Raw genomic sequence first — 22,272 nt, 5'->3', positions numbered from 1 at the left:
GCGCCGCCGAAAGTGAATTGGTTGCGAAGATCGGCCCCGCTTTTCGCAAGGGCTTCACGTTCGGCGCAACAGGAGGGCTAGCGGTTTTTGAACTGCGGCTTGCGCTTCTCGGCGAACGCGCGGGGGCCTTCCTTGGCGTCGTCGGACAAGAACACCTTGATTCCGATCTGGGTGTCGATCTTGAACGCCTCGTTCTCGTGCATGCCCTCGGTCTCGCGAATCGCCTGCAGGATTGCCTGCACGGCCAGCGGGCCGTTAGCCGATATCAGCTCGGCGATCTCTAGCGCCTTGGTCAGCGCCTGCCCGTCGGGCACCAGATACCCGATCAGGCCCATCTCCTTGGCTTCGGCGGCGGTGATGTGCCGCCCGGTCAGCAGCAGGTCGCACGCCACCGTGTATGGGATTTGCCGCACCAGCCGCACGGCGGAGCCGCCCATCGGGTAGAGGCTCCACTTGGCCTCGGAGATGCCGAACTTGGCGCTCTCGCCGGCGATGCGGATGTCGGTGCCCTGCAGGATTTCGGTGCCGCCCGCGATCGCGGGGCCCTCGACCGCGGCGATCAGTGGCTTCTTCAGCCGGCGGCCTTTGAGCAGCGCGTCGATGCGCGACGGGTCGTAGCTGCCGTCCTTGAAGGAATCGCCCGGCGGCTTCTTGGTTGCTGCCTTGAGATCCATGCCCGCGCAGAAGTAGCCACCGGCACCGGTCAGGATGCAGCAGCGGATGTCGTCGTCGTTGTCGACGCGGTCCCAGGCCTGCACCATGATTTCCATCATTTCGGTGCTCAGGGCGTTGCGTGCGTGCGGCCGATTCAACGTGACAATCAATGTGTGACCACGCTGTTCCACCAACGCATCTGCTTCCGAAGGCCCGGTTTCCTCGTTTGCTGGTGACTCGGCCACGGCTACTGCCTCTCCCTCGACATCGAGCATGAACTTGTCAGGAAATGTAACACGTTCTAATTTGGTGCCGTGGCCCTGAATATTGCCGATCTTGCCGAGCACGCCATCGACGCTGTGCCCGACCGTGTCGCCCTCATCTGCGGCGACGACCAGCTCACCTACGCCCAACTAGAGGAGAAGGCCAACCGCCTCGCCCACTACCTGATCGACCAGGGCGTCAAGAAGGACGACAAGGTCGGACTCTACTGCCGCAACCGCAACGAGATCGTCATCGCGATGCTGGCCGTGGTGAAGGCCGGCGCGATCATCGTCAACGTCAACTTCCGCTACGTCGAGGCCGAGCTGCGCTACCTGTTCGACAACTCCGACATGGTGGCGCTCGTCCACGAACGCCAGTACTCCGACCGGGTCGCCAACGTCTTGCCGGACACCCCGAACGTCAAGACGGTCCTGGTGATCGAGGACGGCTCCGACAAAGACTTCCAGCGGTACGGCGGCGTCGAGTTCTACGACGCGATCGCGCAGGGGTCGCCCGAACGCGACTTCGGGCCGCGCAGCGCCGACGACATCTACCTGCTGTATACGGGTGGCACGACGGGGTTCCCTAAGGGCGTGATGTGGCGCCACGAGGACATATACCGGGTGCTGTTCGGTGGAACCGACTTCGCCACAGGCGAATTCGTCAAGGACGAGTACGACCTGGCCAAGGCTGCGGCCGCCAGCGAGCCCATGATCCGCTATCCGATTCCGCCGATGATCCACGGCGCCACCCAGTCCTCCACCTGGATGTCGCTGTTCGGTGGCCACACCACCGTCCTCGAACCGGAGTTCAACGCCGACGAGGTGTGGCGCACGATCCACAAACACAAGGTCAACCTGTTGTTCTTCACCGGCGACGCGATGGCGCGCCCGCTGCTGGACGCGCTGCAGAAGGATAACGACTATGACCTGTCGTCGCTGTTCCTGCTCGCCAGCACCGCGGCGCTGTTTTCGCCGAGCATCAAGGAGAAGCTGCTCGAGTTGCTGCCCAATCGGGTCATCACCGACTCAATTGGCTCCTCGGAGACCGGGTTTGGCGGCACCAGCATCGTCGCCAAGGACGCGCCGCACAGCGGCGGCCCGCGGGTGACCATCGACCACCGCACCGTCGTCCTCGACGACGACGGCAACGAGGTCAAGCCCGGCTCCGGCGTGCGCGGCTTCATCGCCAAGAAGGGCAACATCCCGGTCGGCTACTACAAGGACGAGAAGAAGACCGCCGAAACGTTTCGGACCATCAACGGCGTCCGCTACGCCATCCCGGGGGACTACGCGCAGGTCGAGGAGGACGGCACCGTCACGATGCTGGGCCGCGGCTCGGTGTCGATCAACAGCGGCGGCGAGAAGATCTACCCCGAGGAGGTCGAGGCCGCCCTCAAGGGCCACCCCGACGTCTTCGACGCGCTGGTGGTCGGCGTGCCCGACGCCCGGTACGGCCAGCATGTGGCCGCCGTCGTTCAGCCCCGGCCCGGTACCCGGCCCGCGCTGGCCGAGCTGGACAGCTTCGTGCGCTCCGAGATCGCGGGATACAAAGTGCCGCGCAGTCTTTGGCTCGTCGACGAGGTCAAGCGCTCGCCGGCCGGCAAGCCGGACTACCGCTGGGCCAAGGAGCAGACCGAGGCGCGCCCGGCCGACGATGTGCATGCCGCTCACGCGACTGCGTGACTGATTTCGTCAAGAGTCATCCGGGCGCGCCCGCCAATTATTTCGCTTGGGAAGCCTCAGGGCTGCGCTGGCTTTCCAGCGTCGACGGCGGCGTGCCCTGTGCGCAGGTCGTCTCCGTCGATGCCGGGAGCCTGACGCTGCGGCGACTCCAGTCGGTCAGTCCGAGCGCCGAAGCCGCGCACGCGTTCGGCCGCCAACTCGCCACCACCCACGGCGCCGGCGCCCCGGCGTTCGGTGTGGGTCCCGACGGCTGGGACGGGCCCGGGTTCTTCGGGCCACTACAGCAGCCGCTGCCGATGTCATTGCGGCCGCACCAGCGTTGGGGCGAGTTCTACGCCGACGAGCGGCTGGCCCCGATGGCCGAGCTCGCCGCGCCGCAACTCGATGTGGCAACCCGGGCCACGATCTCTGAGGTCGCGGCGCGTTGCCGCGCCGGCGACTTCGATTCTGATGACGAAGCGGACCGCCCAGCGCGGCTGCATGGCGACCTGTGGGGCGGCAACGTGATGTGGACACCCGACGGGGTGGTGCTGATCGACCCCGCCGCGCACGCCGGTCACCGCGAGACCGACCTGGCGATGCTGGCGCTGTTCGGCTGCCCGCACTACGACGCGATCATCACCGGCTACCAGCGGGTGCAGCCGCTGAAACCCGGCTGGCGCAACCGGATCGGGCTACACCAGCTCTTCCCGCTGCTCGCGCACGTCGTGCTGTTTGGCGGGGAGTATGCGGCGCGCACCCGTGCCGCCGCCCGCGCCGCACTGGCCGTGTGACCCGGGGTCTAAAGTCGAATCGCGATGACGATCGACGTGTGGATGCAGCATCCGACGCAACGGTTCCTGCGCAGCGACTTCTTGGCCTCGCTGCGGCGTTGGACCGGCGGGTCAATACCGGACACCGACATCCCAATCGAGGCGACCATCGCGTCCATGGACGCGGCCAACGTTGACCTCGGCTTGCTCAGCGCGTGGCAGGGACCGGGCGGCCAGGACCTGGTCTCCAACGACGAGGTCGCCGAGTGGATCAGATTGCACCCCAACCGTTTTGCCGGCCTTGCCGCCGCCGACTTGGATCGGCCCATGGAGGCGGTCCGCGAATTGCGACGCCGGGTTAAACAAGGGTTCGTCGGCCTGCGGGTGGTGCCCTGGCTGTGGAATGCGCCGCCCACCGACCGCCGCTACTACCCGCTGTTCGCCGAGTGTGTCGAGTCCGGCGTGCCGTTTTGCACGCAGGTCGGCCACACCGGGCCGTTGCGCCCTTCGGAGACCGGACGCCCGATTCCCTACATCGACCAGGTGGCCCTCGACTTTCCGGAGCTGGTGATCGTGTGCGGGCACGTCGGCTATCCGTGGACCGAGGAGATGGTGGCCGTCGCTCGCAAACACGAAAACGTGTACATCGATACCAGCGCCTACACGATCAAGCGGCTGCCTGAAGAGCTCATCAGATTCATGAAAACTCCTACCGGACAACGCAAAGTGCTGTTCGGCACCAACTGGCCGATGATTGCGCACAGCCACGCGCTGGCCGGCCTCGACGACCTCGGCCTCAGCGACGAGGCCCGCCACGACTTCTTGCGCGGCAATGCCGAGCGGGTGTTCGGATTGGAGGCGACTCAGTGAACGGTGCCCAGGCGCTGATCAACACCCTGGTCGACGGTGGTGTCGACGTGTGCTTCGCCAACCCCGGCACGTCGGAGATGCACTTCGTGTCCGCACTGGACACCGTGGAACGCATGCGCGGCGTGCTGACCCTGTTCGAAGGGGTGGCCACCGGTGCGGCCGACGGGTATGCGCGCATCGCCGACCGCCCCGCCGCGGTGCTGCTGCACCTGGGCCCCGGGCTGGGCAACGGCCTGGCCAACCTGCACAACGCGCGCCGCGCGAAAGTCCCGATGGTGGTCGTCGTCGGCGATCATGCCACCTATCACAAGAAGTACGACGCCCCACTGGAATCCGACATCGACGCGCTGGCGGGCACCGTGTCGGGATGGGTGCGCCGTAGCGTCGACAGCGCCGCCGTCGGGCCCGATACGGCCGAGGCGATCGCTGCGAGCGTTTCCGGATCTTGCGTCTCGACGTTGATCCTGCCCGCCGACGCGTCCTGGTCCGACGGCGGCCAGGTGGCCGAGGTGCGGCCACCGGCAGGCCGCGCCGGGGGACCGGCGGTCGGCGCATCAGAGGTGGCCGCGGCGTTGCGCTCCGGCGAGCCCACGGTGATGCTCATCGGTGGCGACGCCACCCGCGCACCCGGCCTGGCCGCGGCCGCGCGGATCGGCCAGGCGACCGGCGCCCGCCTGCTCTGTGAGACCTTCCCGACGCGGCTCGAGCGCGGCGCCGGCATCCCCGCGATCGACCGGCTCGCCTATTTCGCCGAGGCCGTCGCAGCCCAACTCGACGGCGCCAAGCATCTGGTGCTGGCCGGCGCCGTGTCGCCGGTGTCCTTCTTCGCCTACCCGAACACGCCCAGCGACCTGGTGCCGGCGGGCTGCGAGGTGCACGTGCTCGCCGAATACGACGGCGCGGCAGCGGCTTTGGCCGCGTTGGCCGACGAGCTGGCGCCGGACACCGTCGCCCCGGTGGCGTCCCCGTCGCGCCCGGAGTTACCGACCGGTGCCCTGACGTCCGCGTCGGCGGCCGCGGTGATCGGCGCGCTGCTGCCGGAACGGGCCATTGTCGTCGACGAGTCCAACACGTCCGGTCTGGCGTTGGAGAAGGCCACCGCCGGGGCGCCGGCCCACGATTGGCTGACGCTGACCGGCGGAGCGATCGGCTACGGCATCCCGACGGCGGTGGGTGCCGCGGTGGCCGCACCCGACCGGCCGGTGCTCTGCCTGGAATCCGACGGCTCGGCGATGTACACGATTTCCGGCTTGTGGACTCAGGCGCGTGAAAACCTCAACGTGACCACCGTCCTCTACGACAACGGCGCCTACGACATCCTCCGGATTGAACTGCAGCGCGTCGGGGCCGGATCCGCCCCCGGCCCCAAAGCGCTGAACCTGCTTGACTTATCCGGTCCCACAATGGATTTCGTCAAGATCGCCGAGGGCATGGGAGTGCCGGCGCGGCGGGTCAGCACCGCCGAGGAATTGGCCGACGCGCTCAATGCGGCCTTCGCCGAACCCGGACCGCACCTTATCGACGCGGTAGTCCCATCACTGTTCGGCTAGCGAAAGGTGTCCACCATTGTCGAAACAGCTTCATCATGTCGTCATGCGCAGCCATTCGGCGAGCACCTTCATCCAATTCCTCACCGACGTCGTTGGGATGGATGTCCAGCACAGCTTTCGGATCCCCGGCGAGATGCTGGAGGCGACCCTAGGCTGGCCACCATCGGATGGAGCCGACGTGACGATTCTGGGCAGCGGCGACGCCGGACTGATCGAAGTCCTGGACGTGCCCGAGAAGATGCGCGACATCGCCCCCGAGGGCCTCGCGGCGCTGTCGTTCCTCACCGACGACTACAGCAACGTGAAAGACAAGGCACACAAGTTCGCCGACGACGTCACGGTGCTCAACACCATGGTGCCCGGCGTCGACCTGTTCTTCTGCACCATGGGCGGCGTGCCGATGGAGTTCATGGGGAGCTATCAGGCCGATGCTGCTCAGGCGGCCGCGTCGGGCGACGGCAGCTAGTTAACCGCCCACGCTCCCGCGTGTCTAGCCCGCGAGCCGAACGTGGCTGCGATTTCCGGCACCGGATTTCGCAGTGACGTTCGGCTCGCGGACACCGTTAGACGACACGTTTACCGGGATATCGACCACACCGGATCGGCGCAGTCCACACCCTCGGCCGAGAGCTCCCGCTTGAGCACCTTGAAGGTCACCGTGCGTGGCAGCGCCGCGCTGACCCGGACATACGACGGCCATTGCTTGGGCCCGAGGTCGGACTGTGCGGCCAGGAACGACCGGAACGTCTCGACGTCGAATTCGGCGCCGGGCGTCAGCACCAGCGCCGCCATCACCTGGTCGCCGACCACCGGATCGGGCACCGGATACACCGCCGCCTCGGTCACCTCGGGATGCCGTAGCAGCACCCGTTCGATCGGCGCGGTGCCCAGGTTCTCGCCGTCGACCCGCATCCAATCGCCAAGTCGGCCAGCGAAATAGGCGTACCCGGCTTCGTCGCGATAGGCCAGGTCGCCACTGTGGTAGACGCCCCCGGCCATGCGTTGGGCCTCGGCCTCGGGATCGTTGTAGTAGCCCTCGAACCGGCCCGCTCCTGCGGTGTTGACCACCTCGCCGACCACGCCGGGCGGGCAGGGCTCGCCGGTCTCGGGGTCGATGATCTCGATCCCCTCGGTCAGCGGGCCCAGCGCACCCGGTGGGGTATCGGGGGTACGTCCGATCGCAACCCCGCCCTCGGTCGAACCGAAGCCGTCCTGAACCCGACAGCCGAATCTGGTTGCGAAGCGCTCGATGTCGCCGGGCACCCCTTCGTTGCCGTACACCGCGCGCAGCGGGTTGTCCGCATCGTCGGGAAGCTCGGGTGTGGCAAGCACATAGGATAGCGGCTTGCCGACGTAGTTGGCGTAGGTGGCGCCGTAGCGACGGACGTCCGGCAGGAAGTTCGACGCGGAGAACTTGCGCCGCAACGCCATTGAGCCCTGACACGCCGCCGCCACCGACCAGCCGACCAGTACCGCGTTGGAATGAAACAGCGGCATCGACACGTAGCAGACGTCGTCGCGGCCAAGCTCGAAGCGCTGCGTCATCATCACGCCGGCGACGGCCACCTTGCCGTGGCTGCACTTCACCGCCTTGGGATCACCGCTGGTGCCCGACGTGAAGATCAGCATGAACAGGTCGTCGGGCGACGCGGTCCGGAAACGCGCCTCCGCGTCGCGGTGCGCGTCGACCTCGGCGGCCCACTCCGGGGAATCGACATTGACATGCTCGATGCCATCAAGCGTTTCAGCGGATTTCGTATCGGCCAACACCAGCTGGCAGTCGGCCTTGTCGATGTCGCGGATCAGCGCCTCGCCGCGCCGCACCGGGTTCAGGCCTACCGGCACGATCCCCGACATCCCGGCCGCCACGAGCATCGCCGAGAAGAACGGCGTGTTCTCCAGCAGCACGCCGACGTGCGGCGGCTTGGCCGGATCCAACCGGTCGCGCAGCGCCGCGGTGATGGCGGCCGCGTGTTGCACATGATCACGCCAACTGGTGAACGAGTTCTCGAAATAGACGCCGCGGTCGTCGATGTCGGCCAGCGGCACCAGGAGTTGGGTGACCGTGAGGTCGGTCGGGCTGAGGATCAATTGCCCGGGCTAGGCAGGGGTCTCGGCGAGTTCACGGCCGATGCGGCGCAGCTGTCCGGTGGCGCCGCCCAACGCGAACTCGGTTTCCTTGGCCGCCAAGAAATAACGGTGCGCCGGGTGATCGGTGTCGACGCCGACGCCGCCGTGCACATGCACGATGGTGTGTGCCACCCGGTGCCCGGCATCCGCGGCCCAGAACGCCGCGCTGGCCACGTCCATCTCGGCGGGGATGTCCTCGGAGACCTTCCAGGCCGCCTGGGTGAGCGTCAGCCGCAAGCCTTTGATGTCGATGTAGCCGTCGGCCAACCGCTGCGAAACGGCCTGAAAGCTGCCGATCGGTCGGTCGAATTGCTCGCGCTCGCGCGCGTATTCGGCGGTCATCTGCAAACCGCGCTCCAGCACCCCGAGCTGAAACGCGCTGCGGCCCAGTGTGGCAAGGGTTTCGAGCCACGGGGCGACTTCGTCCCCGCCGACCCGACGCGAGTCGTCCACCGCGACACCGTCGAGCGCCAGGTGCCCGGCGCTGTTGAAGCCGGTGGTGCGCAACGCCGTCACCGTGACCCCGGGGTCGTCGGCCGCGACCAGGAAAACTGCTGTGCCCGAATCGGTTTCGGCGGCAACAAGGAAGGCATCCGCGACCGGACCGTAACCGACCAGCGTCCGGGTCCCCGTCAGCTTGCCGCCGGCCGCCCGTACCGGTCCCTCACCCATCTCGCCATCCAGGGCCACGGTGAGGATCTTCTCGCCCTTGACCGCCGGCACGGCCCAGTCCTGCTGCAACCCCTCGGAGCCGAACCGGGCCAGCGCGCCGGAGGCCAGCATCACCGATTCCAAATAGGGCACTGCGGCCATCTGATGACCCAGCGCGACCAGGATGGCCACCTGCTCGAGCACGCCGAAGCCGTCGCCGCCCAGCGCCGACGCCGCCGCGCTGGACAGGATGTCGGAGTCGATCAGCTTGCGCCACAACGTCTTGTCGAATCGTTGCTCGAGCCCGTCCAGTTCGCGCTGATGCTCCGGTGTGCACACCGAATCCACGATCGTGTCGACCAGCCCACCGAGGTCGTTCGCCGCTTCGCTTGTGGTGAAGTCCATGAAAGTAGTCCCGTCTTGATAAGAGTCAGCGGTTTCGGGGCAGGCCCAGCGCGACCATGCCGATGATGTCGCGCTGCACTTCGTTGGTGCCGCCGCCGAAGGTCAGGATCAGGCACGCCCGGTGCATCCGCTCGACCCGTCCGCGCAGCAGCGCGCCCGGCGAATCCTGGCGCAGTGTCGCGGCGGTGCCCAGGACCTCCATCAGCAGCCGGTAGGCCTCGGTGGCCAGTTCGGTGCCGAACACCTTGGCGGCCGAGGCATCCGCGGGGTTCAACGCCTCGCTCGACGCCGAGGCCAGCTCCCAGTTGATCAGCTTGAGCACCTCGGCCTTGGCGTGCACCCGGGCCAGGTTGAGCTGCACCCACTCCGAGTCGATGAGCCGGGCCCCGCCATCACCCTTGGTGTTTTGCGCCCATTCGCGCACCTCGCGCAGGGCCACGAAGATCGGCTGCGGCGACACCAGGGCGACCCGCTCGTGGTTGAGCTGGTTGGTCACCAGCTTCCAGCCGCCGTTCTCCTCGCCGATCAGGTTGGTCACCGGCACCCGCACGTCGGAGTAATAGGTGGCGCTGGTGTCCACCCCGGCCATGGTGTGCACGGGCGTCCACGAGAACCCCTCGGCGGTGGTCGGCACCGTCAGCATCGAGATGCCGCGGTGCTTCTTGGCCTCCGGGTTGGTTCGCACCGCCAGCCACACCCAGTCGGCGTATGCGATCAGGCTGGTCCACATCTTCTGGCCATTGATGACATAGTCGTCGCCGTCGCGCACCGCGGTCGTGCGCAGGTTGGCCAGGTCGGTACCGGCGCCGGGCTCGGAGTAGCCGATCGAGAAGTGCAGATCGCCGGCGGCGATCTTGGGCAGGAAGAACTTCTTCTGCTCCTCGGTGCCGAACGCCATGATCGTCGGCGCCACGCTGTTGATCGTCAGGAACGGCACCGGCGCACCGGCGATGGCCGCTTCATCGGTGAAGATCAGCGAGTCCATCGGGGTACGGTCCTGTCCGCCGTACTCCTTGGGCCAGTTCAGGGTCAGCCACCCGTCCTTGCCCATCTGCGAAACGACGTCGCGATATGCGTTGCCCGTCCCGACCTCGCCCTGCGTGGAGCTCAGCGCCTCGCGACGCTCCGGGGTCATCAGCTTGGTGAAGTACGACCGCAGCTCGCGACGCAGCTCCTCCTGTTCAGGGGTGTAACTGATGCGCATTACAGCCGTCCTTCTCCTAGGCGTTGATTCGGCCAACGGCAACCCGTCCGTCTTCCCGGTTGTAACACGTTCTAGTCTGGGAATCCAGCGACCGTTTCGTCAGACCGATCCGAGCCTTATGGTGGACCGGGATGTCCGAGCAGGTTCAAGGAGGGTGTCGTGCGAGTGATCGTGGACCGTGACCGGTGTGAAGGCAACGCGGTATGCCGGGGAATTGCGCCGGATATCTTCGACCTTGACGACGAGGACTACGCCGTGATCAAGACCGATCCCGTGCCCCCCGACCAGGAAGACCTGGCCGAACAGGCGATCGCCGAATGCCCTCGTGCCGCGTTGTTGCGTGGCGACTAGGCCGAGACCGACCTGAGTAAACCGAAACTAGAGGTATTCATAAATTGACTAGGCCTAATACCCCGACTCCTCCTCAGGCCGCTGGGCGGCCTGCATCGTCGTCGGGGGCAGCATGAACGCGACCGATCTGTCCGGGAAGGTCGCGGTGGTGACCGGTGCCGCCGCGGGTCTGGGCCGGGCCGAAGCGGTCGGTTTGGCCCGCCTCGGCGCCACCGTCGTCGTCAACGACATGCCCGCCGCCCTGGATGCCTCCGACGTGATCGACGAGATCGGGGCGGCCGGCTCCAAAGCCGTCGCGGTGGCCGGAGATATTAGCCAACGCTCGACCGCCGACGAGTTGGTCAGCTGCGCCGACGGGCTGGGCGGACTGGACATCGTGGTGAACAACGCCGGGATCACCCGCGACCGGATGCTGTTCAACATGTCCGACGAGGAGTGGGACCTCGTCATCGCCGTGCACCTGCGCGGGCACTTTCTGCTGACCCGCAACGCGGCCACCTACTGGCGCAGCAAGGCCAAAGAATCGGGCGGATCGATCTTCGGCCGGATCGTCAACACGTCGTCGGAGGCCGGCCTGACGGGTCCGGTCGGACAAGCCAACTACGGCGCCGCCAAGGCGGGGATTATCCAGCTGACCTTGACCGCCGCCCGCGCGCTAGGCCAGTACGGCGTCCGCGCCAACGCCATCTGCCCGCGGGCCCGCACCGCCATGACGGCCGACGTTTTCGGGCCGGCAGATATAGAGGAAGGCGAAATCGACCCGCTCTCGCCGGAGCACGTGGTTAGCCTGGTTCAGTTTTTGTCGTCACCGGCCGCCGCCGACGTCAACGGTCAGGTGTTCATCGTCTACGGCCCGCGGGTGACGTTGGTGGCGGCGCCGACGGTCGAGCAACAATTCAGTGCCGAAGGGTCGGCCTGGGAGCCCGCGCAGCTGAGCTCCACATTGCGCAATTACTTTGCTGGGCGCGATCCGGAACGCAACTTTTCCGCGTCCGCGCTGATGGATCAGTAACGTCCGTGGAAGGATTTGCCAGCTATTGGCAGGGGGCCCTGCGTGACTAGAACATGTGTCAGAAACTCTTCCCTCAATGCCTGTTAACCAGGTAAATTAACGCGCGTGTTCAGAAATCTGTTGATTGACACGGCGCATTTGGTCTGAGTTAATATGATCCGGCTCACATCGACGAGCTGGTAAATCCCGGCCGCATGCAGAAGACGTACAGACTTCGCCGCGAGGAGCAAAGGGGGGAACCGAAATGATTCAACAACTTGCGGTTCCGGCCCGGGCGGTCGGCGGGTTCTTCGAGATGTCCATGGATACCCTGCGCGGCATCTTCCGTCGGCCGTTCCAGCTCGGCGAGTTTCTGGAACAGACCTGGATGATCGCTCGGGTGTCGTTGGTCCCGACGCTGCTGGTATCCATTCCGTTCACGGTCCTGGTGGCCTTCACCCTCAACATCCTGCTGCGCGAGATCGGGGCCGCGGACCTGTCCGGCGCCGGGACGGCGTTCGGCACCATCACCCAGCTCGGTCCGGTCGTCACCGTGCTGGTCGTGGCCGGCGCCGGCGCCACGGCGATCTGCGCCGATCTGGGCGCCCGCACCATCCGCGAGGAAATCGACGCCATGCGGGTGCTCGGCATCGACCCGATCCAGCGCCTGGTCGTACCCCGGGTGCTGGCCTCCACGGTCGTCGCCCTGTTGCTCAACGGGTTGGTGTGTCTGATCGGGTTGTCCGGGGGCTACGTCTTCTCCGTGTTTCTGCAAGGCGTCAACCCGGGCGCGTTCATCAACGGACTGACCGTCCTGACGGGACTGCGTGAGCTGGTCCTCGCGGAAGTGAAAGCGTTGCTGTTCGGCGTGATGGCCGGCCTGGTCGGCTGCTACCGCGGCCTGACGGTCAAGGGTGGGCCCAAGGGCGTCGGCAATGCGGTCAACGAAACCGTCGTGTATGCGTTCATCTGCCTGTTCGTGATCAATGTGGTCATGACCGCCATCGGCGTGCGGATCACGGCCAAGTGATCGGGCGGGTGAGCGCGCGATGAGTTACGACATCACGTACCGGGTCCGTAACTTGCTGGCGCGATTCGCCGACCCGGTCGACGACTTCGGCGAGCAGGCGCTGTTCTACGGCCAAACCCTGCGTTACATCCCCAACGCGGTCACCCGGTACCGCAAAGAGACGATCCGCCTCGTCGCCGAGATGACGTTGGGCGCGGGGGCGCTGATCATGATCGGCGGCACGGTCGGGGTCGCGGCCTTCCTGACCCTGGCATCCGGCGGCGTCATCGCTGTGCAGGGCTACTCGTCGCTGGGCAACATCGGTATCGAGGCGCTGACCGGGTTCCTGTCGGCGTTTCTGAACGTCCGGGTCGTCGCCCCGGTGATTGCCGGCATCGCGCTGGCCGCCACCATCGGCGCCGGCGCCACCGCCCAGTTGGGGGCCATGCGCGTCGCCGAGGAGATCGACGCCGTCGAATCGATGGCGGTGCACTCGGTTTCGTATCTGGTGTCGACCCGGTTGATCGCCGGCCTGGTCGCCATCGTGCCGCTGTATTCGCTGTCGGTGCTGGCCGCGTTCTTCGCCGCCCGCTTCACCACGGTGTTCATCAACGGCCAGTCCGCCGGCCTGTACGACCACTACTTCAACACCTTCCTCATTCCGTCCGACCTGTTGTGGTCGTTCCTGCAAGCGATCGTGATGTCGATCGCGGTGATGTTGGTGCATACCTACTACGGCTACAACGCCCACGGCGGGCCGGTGGGCGTGGGCATCGCGGTCGGTCAGGCGGTGCGGACGTCGCTGATCGTCGTCGTGGTGATCACGTTGTTCATTTCACTCGCGGTGTACGGCTCGCAGGGAAACTTCAACCTTTCTGGATAGGGAGAGCGCGCAAAAGATATGGCAAGCACGGGATCTCGACGCACGAGCGTGCGGCTGGCAGCTGCGGTGCTGGCCGGACTGATCGTCGCGTTCGCCGTGCTGACGTACCTTTCCTACTCCGCGGCTTTCACGTCGACCGACCGCGTCACCGTCGCCGCGCCGCGCGCCGGCCTGGTGATGGAGAAGGGCGCCAAGGTCAAATACCGCGGCATCCAGGTCGGCAAGGTCGAAGCCATCAGCTACGACGGCGACCAGGCGCGGTTGACCTTGGCCATCAACAGCGGCCAGATGGGATTCATCCCTTCCAACGCGACGGTGCATATTGGGGGCAACACCGTCTTCGGCGCCAAGTCGGTGGAATTCGTTCCGCCCCAATCACCTTCACCGAAGTCGTTGCGCCCGGACGCGGTCGTGCAGGCCTCTGCGGTGCAGCTGGAAGTCAACACCTTGTTCCAGTCGCTCATCGACTTGCTGCACAAGATCGACCCGGTGGAATTGAACGGGACGCTCAGCGCGCTGGCCGAAGGCCTGCGGGGTCACGGCGACGACTTCGGCGCGCTGTTGTCGGGGCTGAATACCCTTTCACAACAGGCGAATCCGAAGCTGGCCGCGCTGCAGGAAGACTTCCGCAAGACCGGGATCGTCACCAACACCTATGCCGACGCCGCGCCCGACCTCAATACCGTGTTCGATAGCTTGCCGACCATCAACAAGACGGTGGTCGACGAGCAGAACAACCTGAACACCACGTTGTTGGCCACCATCGGCCTGGCCAACAACGCCTATGACACGTTGCAGCCGGGCGAGCGGGACTTCATCGACGCCATCAACCGGTTGCGGGCCCCGATCAAGGTGGCCCACGACTATTCGCCGGAGTTCGGCTGCGTATTCAAGGGCATCGTGCGAGGCATCAGGGAGTACGCCCCCCTGCTGGGTGTGCGCAAGGCGGGGCTGTTCACGTCGTCCAGCTTCGTCTTGGGTGCGCCGTCCTACACCTACCCGGAGTCCCTGCCGATCGTGAACGCCTCCGGGGGCCCGAATTGCCGTGGGCTGCCCGATATTCCGACAAAGCAGGGCGGTGGCTCGTTCTACCGTGCGCCGTTCCTGGTCACCGACAACGCCAACATTCCCTACGAGCCGTTCACCGAGCTGCAGTTCGATGCGCCGTCCACGCTGCAGTTCTTGTTCCATGGTGCTTTCGCCGAACGGGACGACTTCTGATGGCGGCCTCGGGCATGCCGTCGCACCGGTCGATGGTGATCAAGGTCAGCATCTTCGTGGTGGCCATGGTGTTGGTGTCCGCGAGCCTGGTCGTGGTGTTCGGGGACTTCCGGTTCGGCCCCGAAAGCACCTACCACGCCACCTTTACCGACGCGTCGCGGCTGAAGGCGGGGCAGAAGGTCCGCATCGCCGGGGTGCCGGTGGGTGCGGTCTCCGGGGTAAAGCTCAACCGCGACAACACCGTCGACGTGGAATTCGGAATCGACAAGCACTACACGCTGTACACATCCACTCGTGCGGTGATCCGGTACGAGAACCTGGTCGGTGACCGCTTCCTGGAGATCACCTCCGGTCCGGGCGAGTTGCGCAAGCTGGCGCCGGGCGCGACGATCAACGCTCAACACACCCAGCCCGCATTGGATCTGGACGCGCTGCTGGGCGGGCTCAAGCCGGTGCTGAAGGGCCTGGATGCGGAGAAGGTCAACACGATCAGCAGCGCCATTATCCAATTGCTCCAGGGTCAGGGCGGAGCGTTGGCGAACGTGCTGGCCGACACCAGCGCCTTTTCCACGGCGCTGGGCAAACGCGACGAGCTCATCGGCGGCGTGATCAACAACCTGAACACGGTGCTGTCGACCGTCGACGAAAGAAGCGCGGAATTCTCGGCGAGCGTCGACCAGCTGCAGCAGTTGATCAGCGGCCTGGCCAACAACCGGGACGTGATTGCGGGCGCCATCCCGCCGCTCGCGTCGACGACCACCGATCTGACCCAACTGCTGCAGAATTCGCGCCGGCCGCTGCAGGGCATCCTGGAAAACACCCGGCCGCTGGCGACCGAGCTCGACACCCGCAAGGCCGAGGTGAACAACGACGTCGAGCAGTTGGGCGAGGACTACCTGCGACTGGCCGCGCTCGGAGCCTACGGGTCGTTCTTCAACATCTACTTCTGCTCGGTGTCGCTCAAGATCAACGGGCCGGCCGGCAGTGACATGCTGATAAACCTCGGTGGCCAGGTGAACCCGAACAAGGGGAGGTGCGCCTTTGCCAAGCAGTAAACGAGATCGAGACCCGCTGCGCACCGGCATCTTCGGCCTGGTGTTGGTGATCTGCATCGTCTTGATTGCCTTCGGCTATGCCGGCTTGCCGTTCTGGCCGCAGGGCAGGTCCTACGACGCTTACTTCGCCGACGCCGCTGGGATTTCGCCCGGTAACTCCGTGTATGTATCGGGCATCAAGGTCGGCAAGGTGTCGGCGGTGAGCCTGGCCGGCGACAGCGCCCGGGTCACCTTCACCGTGGACCGGCACGTCGCCGTGGGCGACCAGTCGCTGGCCGCGATCCGCACCGACACCATCCTCGGCGAGCGTTCCGTTTCGGTGAGCCCGGCGGGTACGGGGAGGGCGACCAGCATCCCACTGAACCGGACGACCACGCCGTACACCCTCGCCGGCGCGCTCGAGGACCTCGGCCAGAACGCCAGCAATCTGAACAAGCCGCAGTTCGAACAGGCCCTGAATGTCTTGACCGACACGCTGCGCGACGCCACCCCGGACCTGCGCGGTGCCCTGGACGGCGTGACCTCGCTGTCGCGCACGCTGAACCGCCGCGACGAGGCGCTGCAATCCCTGCTGGCGCACGCGAAGTCGGTGACGTCGGTGCTATCCGAAAGGGCCGCGCAGGTCAACAAGCTCGTCGACGACGGTGACCGGTTGTTCGCCGCGCTCGACGAACGGCGCGACTCGCTGGGCCAGCTGATCTCCGGAATCGACGGGCTATCCCAACAGATTTCGGGCTTCGTCGCCGACAACCGCAAAGAGTTCGGCCCCGCCCTGAGCAAGCTTAACGCGGTGCTGAGCAACCTCAACGAGCGCCGCGACTACATCACCGAGGCCCTCAAACGACTGCCCACCTACGCGACCGAGTTGGGTGAGGTCGTCGGCTCCGGACCCGGGTTTAACGTCAACGTCTACGGCGTCTTGCCGGCGCCGATGATGGCGATGATATTCGACTTTGTCTACCAGCCGGGCAAGCTGCCGGCCAGTCTCTCCGACTATTTGCGCGGCCTCATCCAAGAGCGCTGGATCATCAGGCCGAAATCGCCGTGATCAGAAGACTTTTGGGTGCCCGGGGGCTGCGCACCGTTACCAGCATCGCGTTGGTCGCGGTGCTGGTGGGCGGCGTCTACGTGCTGGCTTCGCGCCCCGGCGGGCGACACATCGTCGCGTATTTCACGTCCGCCGTCGGGATCTACCCCGGAGACCAGGTGCGCGTGCTCGGCGTCCCGGTCGGCGTGATCGACACGATCGAACCGCGGCCCTCCGACGTCAAGATCACCATGTCGGTGTCCGACGACGTCAAGGTGCCCAAGGATGCTCGGGCCGTGATCATGTCGCCAAACCTGGTGGCGGCGCGGTTCATTCAGCTCACCCCCACCTACACCGGCGGCGCCGTGTTGCCCGACGGCGGCAGCATCGACCTAAACCGCACCGCCGTTCCGGTGGAGTGGGACGAGGTGAAAGAGGCACTGACGCAGCTGGCCGTCCAGCTGAGCCCGGCGACCGGGCAGATGCAGGGGCCGCTGGGTGCCGCCATCAACCAGGCGGCCGACACGCTCGACGGCAAGGGCGAGTCGTTCCACAGCGCGTTGCGCGAGCTGTCCCAGGCCGCGGGGCGGCTGGGGGATTCGCGCAGCGACATCTTCGGCACGGTCAAGAACCTGCAGGTGCTGGTGAACGCGCTCTCGGCGAGCAACGACCAGATCGTGCAGTTCGCCGGCAATGTCGCCTCGGTGTCGCAGGTGCTCGCCGACAGTTCGCGCCATCTCGACAACACGCTGGGGACACTGAACAAAGCGCTCTCCGACATCCGCGGGTTCCTGCACGAAAACAACTCGACGATCGTCGATACCGTCAACAACCTCAACGACTTCGCCAAGACCCTGAGCGACCAGAGCGACAACATCGAGCAGGTGTTGCACGTTGCGGGCCCGGGCATCGCCAACTTCTATAACATCTACGACCCCGCGCAGGGCACACTGAACGGGCTGTTGTCGATCCCGGAATTCTCCAACCCCGTGCAGTTCATCTGCGGCGGCTCCTTCGAGACCGCCGGCGGCCCCAGCGCGCCCGAATACTTCCGCCGCGCCGAGATCTGCCGTGAGCGGCTGGGCCCGGTGCTGCGCCGGCTCGCCTTCAACTTCCCGCCGCTGATGTTCCACCCGCTCAACACGATCACCGCCTACAAGGGTCAGATCATCTACGACACCCCGGAAACCCAAGCCAAGTCTGCGACCCCGGTTCCGCAGCTGACCTGGATACCTGCCAAGGGCGTCAAGACGCCCCCGTCCGCCCAGAACCCGGCCGATCTGCAAGCCCTGCTTGTTCCGACGGCCCCGCAGACCGGTCAGCCCGAGGGTGCACCGCCGCCCGCCGGCCCCGGACCCGGCAACGCGTCCGGCGGTGGGTTCGGCCCGCTTCCGGGCCCCGCGCCCGCCCAAGCCCCTGCCGGATCGCCGTCCGCTGGACTGGGGAGCGGTCGATGAAGCGAATCTGGCTGCGCGGCAGTGTGTTGGCCGCCGGCAGCGCGTTGATCGCCGGCTGTCAGTTCACCGGATTGAACTCGCTGCCGATGCCCGGCACCGCGGGTCATGGCCTCGGCGCCTACCAGATCACCGTCGAACTTCCCGACGTGGCCACGTTGCCGCAGAACTCGCCGGTAATGGTCGACGACGTGACCGTGGGCAGCGTCGCCGGCATCGAGGCCAAGCAGCGGCCCGACGGATCATTCTATGCCGCAGTGAAATTGGCGTTGGACAAGAATGTGGTCCTACCGTCCAACGCGACCGCCAAGGTGTCCCAGACGTCGCTACTGGGCTCACTGCACATCGACCTGGCGCGCCCTGTTGACCAACCGCCAACCGGCAGGCTGGTCAACGGGTCGAGCATCGCGGAGGCCCGAACCGGGCGCTTCCCCACCACCGAAGAGGTGTTTTCGGCGCTCGGCGTCGTGGTCAACAAGGGCAATGTCGGTGCGCTGGAAGAGATTACCGACGAGACCTACCAGGCGGTGGCCGGGCGTCAAAGCCAATTCGTCGATTTGGTTCCCCGGCTGGCCGAGTTGACCGCGGGACTCAACCGTCAGGTCAACGACATCATCGAGGCGACCGACGGGTTGAACCGATTCTCCTCGATTTTGGCCCGCGACAGGGATAACCTCGGCCGGGCGCTGGACACCCTGCCCGACGCGTTGCGCGTGCTCAACAAGCAACGCGACCACATCGTCGAGGCATTCGGCGCGCTCAAGAAGTTGGCGACGGTGACATCGCACATACTGGCCAAGACGAAGGTGGACTTCGCCGAGGACCTCAAGGGCCTCTACTCGGTGGTAAAGGCGCTGAACGACAACCGAAAAGAATTCGTGACCTCGCTGCAGCTGTTGCTGACGTTCCCGTTCCCCAACTTCGGCCTCAAGCCGTCGGTGCGTGGCGACTATCTCAACGTGTTCACCACCTTCGACCTCACGTTGCGTCGGCTCGGTGAGACGTTCTTCACCACGTCGTATGCGCTCGACCCGAACATGATGCACATGTCCGAGATCCTCAACCCGCCCGACTTCTTGACCGGTGAAATGGCCAACCTGTCCGGGCAGGCCGCCGATCCGTTCAAGATTCCGCCCGGCACGGCTTCGGGTCAGCAGGGTCAGTAGGGGGCGGCGCAGATGGTTGACAGACTCACCAGAATCCAACTCGCGATCTTCGCGCTCGTCACCGCGATCACGCTGACGCTGATGATCATCTTCTATCTGCGGTTGCCGGCGACCCTCGGAGTCGGGACCTACAGCGTGACAGCCGATTTCGTCGCTGGCGGTGGCCTGTACAAGAACGCCAACGTCACCTACCGGGGTGTGGCCGTCGGCCGGGTGGAGTCGGTGGGGCTGACCCGCAACGGGGTCGGCGCCAAGATGCGCCTCAACAGCGGCACCCCGATCCCGTCCAACGTGACCGCGACGGTCAAGAGCGTGTCGGCCGTCGGCGAGCAGTACGTCGACCTGGTGCCACCGGCCCAGCCGTCGGCGAGCAAGTTGCGCAACGGATCCCGCATCGACCGGGCCAACACCCGCATCGGTCAAGGCGTGGCGGACCTGTTGAAGCGGGCCGAGACCCTGGTCAACAGCCTGGGCGACACCAAGCTGCGGGAACTGCTGCATGAGACGTTCCTCGCGGCCAACGGTTCCGGTCCGGAGTTGGCCCGGCTGCTCGATTCCGCCCGGTTGCTGGTGGACGAGGCCAACGTCAACTATCCCCAGGTGTCGCAGCTGATCGATCAGGCCGGCCCGTTCCTGCAGGCGCAGATCCGCGCCGGCGCCGACGTCAAGTCGCTCGCCGACGGGCTGGCGCGGTTCACCTCCGAGGTGCGTCGGGCCGATCCGCAGTTGCGCTCGACGCTGGCCACCGCGCCGGATGCCATCGACGAGGCCAACACCGCGTTCTCGGGTATCCGCCCGTCCTTCCCGGCGCTGGCGGCCAGCCTGGCCAACCTGGGCCGGGTCGGGGTGATCTATCACAAGTCGATCGAACAGCTCCTGGTGGTTTTGCCGGCGTTGTTCGCCGCCATCACCACGGCCGCTAACGGGGCGCCGCAGGACGAGGGCGCCAAGTTGGACTTCAAGCTGGATCTGAACGACCCGCCCCCGTGCTCGGTAGGTTTCCTGCCCGCGCCGCTGATGCGCACGCCGGCCGACGAGACGGTGCGCGAACTCCCGAAAGACCTGTACTGCAAGGCTGCCCAGAACGACCCCACCACGGTGCGCGGCGCCCGCAACTATCCATGCCAGGAATTCCCGGGCAAACGGGCGCCGACGATTCAGTTGTGTCGTGACCCGAAGGGCTTTGTGCCGCTTGGCCGCAACCCCTGGCGCGGTCCGCCGGTGCCCTACAGCACGCCCGTGACCAATGGGCTGAATATCTTGCCGCCCAACCATTTTCCATACATCCCACCCGACGCCGAGCCGGATCCGGGCACTCCCATTGTCGGGCCGCCTCCGCCCGGTGTGGTGCCCGGGCCCGGGCCGCTACCGAATCATCAGCCGGCGTACAACGCGCCGCCGCCCAACGACCAACCACCGCCGCCGGGCAACCCGTCGTGGATGCCGCCGGGTGTTCCGCCGGTGCCGCCACAACTCCCGTATCCGAAATGGCTGCCCCCACCGCCGCCACCGGAAGGGATCAATCCTCCGCCGGCGGGCCCGGGTCCGGAGAAGCCGTGGGGGCCTCCACCGGGCCAGCCGGGCCAGCCGCAGGCCAGTGGCTACGCGACCTATGACCAGAACACCGGCGCCTTCAAGGATCCGGCAGGCGGGACGGGTATCTTCGCTCCCGGCATCAGCGGCGCGTCCAGCGCCGAGAATTGGGTGGACCTCATGCTTGACCCCAGGCCCGTGTAGTGGCGGAGCTAGAGACGACACGGCAGCCCACGCAGCGCGTTCGGCGGCGCGCATTCCGCGCCGCCGGCCCCGCGAGGCCCGAATCAGGCTCTGAGACAACGGTTGTCGCGACTGCCGCCGCGACCGTCAAGGCCGAGTCGGCCCCCAAGCGCGCCGCCAAGAAGCCGGCGCGCGTCAAGCCGCCGCCACGACGGCAGCCGAACCGGGTCCTGGTCGGGTGGATCTCGTTTGCCGCGGCGCTGTTGGCAATCGGCGCGCTCGCCGGGTGCCAGGCAGTGCTGATCGTCCAGCACCGGCATACCGAGGCCGAACGGGCGCGCGAACAGCGCTTCGTCGACACCGCCACGCAGACGGTGGTCAACATGTTCAGCTACCGGCAGGACAACATCGACGAGAGCGTGAACCGGTTCGTCAACGGCACCAGCGGCCCACTGCGCGGCATGCTCGGCGCCAACAACAACGTCGATAACCTCAAGGGCCTGTTCCGGGCCACCAACGCCTCGTCGGAAGCCGTGATCAACGGTGCCGCTTTGGAAGACATCGACAAGGTCGAGGACAACGCCTCGGTGCTGGTGTCGGTGCGGGTCACGGTCGCCGACGCCGAAGGCGTCAACAAGCCGTCCATGCCTTATCGCCTGCGGGTCATCGTGCACGAGGACGAGACCGGCAAGATGACCGGCTACGACTTGAAATATCCCGACGGGGGCAACTGATGCGGTGGTGGCGACGACTGCTGACCGTCGCCGGCGTCCTGGCGATCCTGGCCGTCGTCGGCTTGTCCGCGGCCGGTGGCTGGTTCTACTGGGAGCGGGTACAGGCCGGCGGCGAGGAGGCGGCGCGGGCGGTGCTGCCCCATCAGGCGGCCGACGACATACCGAAGGTGTTCGCCTACGACTATCAGACCGTCGAACGCAGCCTCGCCGACGCGTATCCCTTGCTGACGCCCGAATATCGCCAGGAGTTCCAGCGAAGCGCCAACGCGCAAATCATTCCCGAAGCCAAGAAGCGCGAGGTGGTCGTGCAGGCCAATGTCGTGGGCACCGGAGTGATTACCGCCAAACGTGATTCGGCGTCGGTGATGGTTTACATGAACCGCACCGTGTCCGACAAGACCTCGCGGCAGCAGCCGGTCTACGACGGCAGCCGGCTGCGCGTCGACTTCAAGCGCATCGGCGGCAAGTGGCTGATCGCCTACATCACACCCATCTAGGGC

General features: G+C 66.3%; 21 protein-coding genes. 17 read left to right on the top strand and 4 right to left on the bottom strand.

Features of this window, described 5'->3' with window-relative positions; all coding sequences use genetic code 11:
• Window positions 1-77: 77 nt before the first annotated feature.
• On the bottom strand, window positions 78-929 hold the full coding sequence (locus tag G6N66_RS24045) for a crotonase/enoyl-CoA hydratase family protein (protein WP_139825370.1): 852 nt from the start codon (window positions 927-929) through the stop codon (window positions 78-80).
• 39 nt (window positions 930-968) lie between these two features.
• On the opposite strand from G6N66_RS24045, the gene G6N66_RS24040 reads away from it, so the two are divergent.
• The 5 genes from G6N66_RS24040 to G6N66_RS24020 are packed head-to-tail and all read left to right on the top strand — an operon-like array spanning window position 969 to window position 6,241.
• Entirely contained in the window at window positions 969-2,603 is a 1,635-nt protein-coding gene (locus tag G6N66_RS24040; RefSeq protein ID WP_085234793.1) for an acyl-CoA synthetase, read from the top strand.
• Window positions 2,600-3,376, top strand: a complete 777-nt coding sequence (locus G6N66_RS24035; RefSeq protein ID WP_085234792.1) for a fructosamine kinase family protein — start codon at window positions 2,600-2,602, stop codon at window positions 3,374-3,376. The genes G6N66_RS24040 and G6N66_RS24035 overlap by 4 nt, the downstream gene beginning before the upstream one ends.
• A 24-nt stretch (window positions 3,377-3,400) precedes the next feature.
• The gene (locus tag G6N66_RS24030; protein WP_085234791.1) at window positions 3,401-4,225 is read left to right on the top strand and encodes an amidohydrolase family protein; all 825 of its coding nucleotides are present in this window, start codon (window positions 3,401-3,403) and stop codon (window positions 4,223-4,225) included.
• Window positions 4,222-5,775, top strand: coding sequence for an acetolactate synthase large subunit (locus G6N66_RS24025; RefSeq protein WP_085234790.1), 1,554 nt, complete (start codon window positions 4,222-4,224; stop codon window positions 5,773-5,775). Before G6N66_RS24030 ends, G6N66_RS24025 begins: the two co-directional genes overlap by 4 nt.
• A 43-nt stretch (window positions 5,776-5,818) precedes the next feature.
• Complete coding sequence (locus G6N66_RS24020) at window positions 5,819-6,241, top strand: hypothetical protein (RefSeq protein WP_085234789.1); 423 nt, start codon at window positions 5,819-5,821, stop codon at window positions 6,239-6,241.
• A gap of 110 nt (window positions 6,242-6,351) precedes the next feature.
• Here G6N66_RS24020 and fadD17 read toward each other — a convergent pair whose 3' ends face one another.
• The 3 genes from fadD17 to G6N66_RS24005 are packed head-to-tail and all read right to left on the bottom strand — an operon-like array spanning window position 6,352 to window position 10,165.
• Window positions 6,352-7,863: a long-chain-fatty-acid--CoA ligase FadD17 gene (fadD17, locus tag G6N66_RS24015; protein ID WP_372515627.1), complete on the bottom strand. Its 1,512-nt coding sequence runs from the start codon at window positions 7,861-7,863 to the stop codon at window positions 6,352-6,354.
• Between the two features lie 12 nt (window positions 7,864-7,875).
• A complete protein-coding gene (locus G6N66_RS24010; RefSeq protein WP_085234787.1) occupies window positions 7,876-8,961 on the bottom strand; it encodes an acyl-CoA dehydrogenase family protein in 1,086 nt (361 codons plus the stop codon).
• A gap of 25 nt (window positions 8,962-8,986) precedes the next feature.
• Complete coding sequence (locus tag G6N66_RS24005) at window positions 8,987-10,165, bottom strand: acyl-CoA dehydrogenase (RefSeq protein WP_085234786.1); 1,179 nt, start codon at window positions 10,163-10,165, stop codon at window positions 8,987-8,989.
• Window positions 10,166-10,324: 159 nt separating this feature from the next.
• Here G6N66_RS24005 and G6N66_RS24000 point away from each other — a divergent pair, with 159 nt between their 5' ends.
• The 12 genes from G6N66_RS24000 to G6N66_RS23945 all read left to right on the top strand — a co-directional run bounded on the left by G6N66_RS24000 (window position 10,325) and on the right by G6N66_RS23945 (window position 22,269).
• The gene (locus G6N66_RS24000) at window positions 10,325-10,516 is read left to right on the top strand and encodes a ferredoxin (protein ID WP_085234785.1); all 192 of its coding nucleotides are present in this window, start codon (window positions 10,325-10,327) and stop codon (window positions 10,514-10,516) included.
• A gap of 112 nt (window positions 10,517-10,628) precedes the next feature.
• Window positions 10,629-11,528 (top strand): 3-oxoacyl-ACP reductase, encoded by a 900-nt coding sequence (locus tag G6N66_RS23995; protein ID WP_085234784.1) that lies wholly within the window; start codon window positions 10,629-10,631, stop codon window positions 11,526-11,528.
• 244 nt (window positions 11,529-11,772) lie between these two features.
• Complete coding sequence (locus tag G6N66_RS23990) at window positions 11,773-12,537, top strand: MlaE family ABC transporter permease (RefSeq protein WP_085234783.1); 765 nt, start codon at window positions 11,773-11,775, stop codon at window positions 12,535-12,537.
• A 19-nt stretch (window positions 12,538-12,556) separates the two neighbouring features.
• Window positions 12,557-13,399 (top strand): MlaE family ABC transporter permease, encoded by an 843-nt coding sequence (locus G6N66_RS23985; protein WP_085234782.1) that lies wholly within the window; start codon window positions 12,557-12,559, stop codon window positions 13,397-13,399.
• Between the two features lie 18 nt (window positions 13,400-13,417).
• Entirely contained in the window at window positions 13,418-14,620 is a 1,203-nt protein-coding gene (locus G6N66_RS23980) for an MCE family protein (RefSeq protein WP_085234781.1), read from the top strand.
• Window positions 14,620-15,675 (top strand): MCE family protein, encoded by a 1,056-nt coding sequence (locus G6N66_RS23975; RefSeq protein ID WP_085234780.1) that lies wholly within the window; start codon window positions 14,620-14,622, stop codon window positions 15,673-15,675. Before G6N66_RS23980 ends, G6N66_RS23975 begins: the two co-directional genes overlap by 1 nt.
• Complete coding sequence (locus tag G6N66_RS23970; protein WP_139825368.1) at window positions 15,662-16,723, top strand: virulence factor Mce family protein; 1,062 nt, start codon at window positions 15,662-15,664, stop codon at window positions 16,721-16,723. Before G6N66_RS23975 ends, G6N66_RS23970 begins: the two co-directional genes overlap by 14 nt.
• Complete coding sequence (locus G6N66_RS23965; protein WP_085234779.1) at window positions 16,720-18,159, top strand: virulence factor Mce family protein; 1,440 nt, start codon at window positions 16,720-16,722, stop codon at window positions 18,157-18,159. Before G6N66_RS23970 ends, G6N66_RS23965 begins: the two co-directional genes overlap by 4 nt.
• On the top strand, window positions 18,156-19,322 hold the full coding sequence (locus G6N66_RS23960; protein WP_085234778.1) for a virulence factor Mce family protein: 1,167 nt from the start codon (window positions 18,156-18,158) through the stop codon (window positions 19,320-19,322). The genes G6N66_RS23965 and G6N66_RS23960 overlap by 4 nt, the downstream gene beginning before the upstream one ends.
• 12 nt (window positions 19,323-19,334) lie before the next feature.
• The gene (locus tag G6N66_RS23955) at window positions 19,335-21,059 is read left to right on the top strand and encodes a virulence factor Mce family protein (protein ID WP_085234777.1); all 1,725 of its coding nucleotides are present in this window, start codon (window positions 19,335-19,337) and stop codon (window positions 21,057-21,059) included.
• Entirely contained in the window at window positions 21,059-21,772 is a 714-nt protein-coding gene (locus G6N66_RS23950; protein ID WP_085234776.1) for a mammalian cell entry protein, read from the top strand. The genes G6N66_RS23955 and G6N66_RS23950 overlap by 1 nt, the downstream gene beginning before the upstream one ends.
• Window positions 21,772-22,269, top strand: coding sequence for a nuclear transport factor 2 family protein (locus tag G6N66_RS23945; protein ID WP_085234775.1), 498 nt, complete (start codon window positions 21,772-21,774; stop codon window positions 22,267-22,269). Before G6N66_RS23950 ends, G6N66_RS23945 begins: the two co-directional genes overlap by 1 nt.
• Window positions 22,270-22,272: the final 3 nt, after the last annotated feature.

Source organism: Mycobacterium conspicuum (assembly GCF_010730195.1).
GTDB lineage: Bacteria > Actinomycetota > Actinomycetes > Mycobacteriales > Mycobacteriaceae > Mycobacterium > Mycobacterium conspicuum.
The sequence above is the reverse complement of the archived record's forward strand: the minus strand, read 5'-3'. Positions and strand labels throughout refer to the sequence as shown.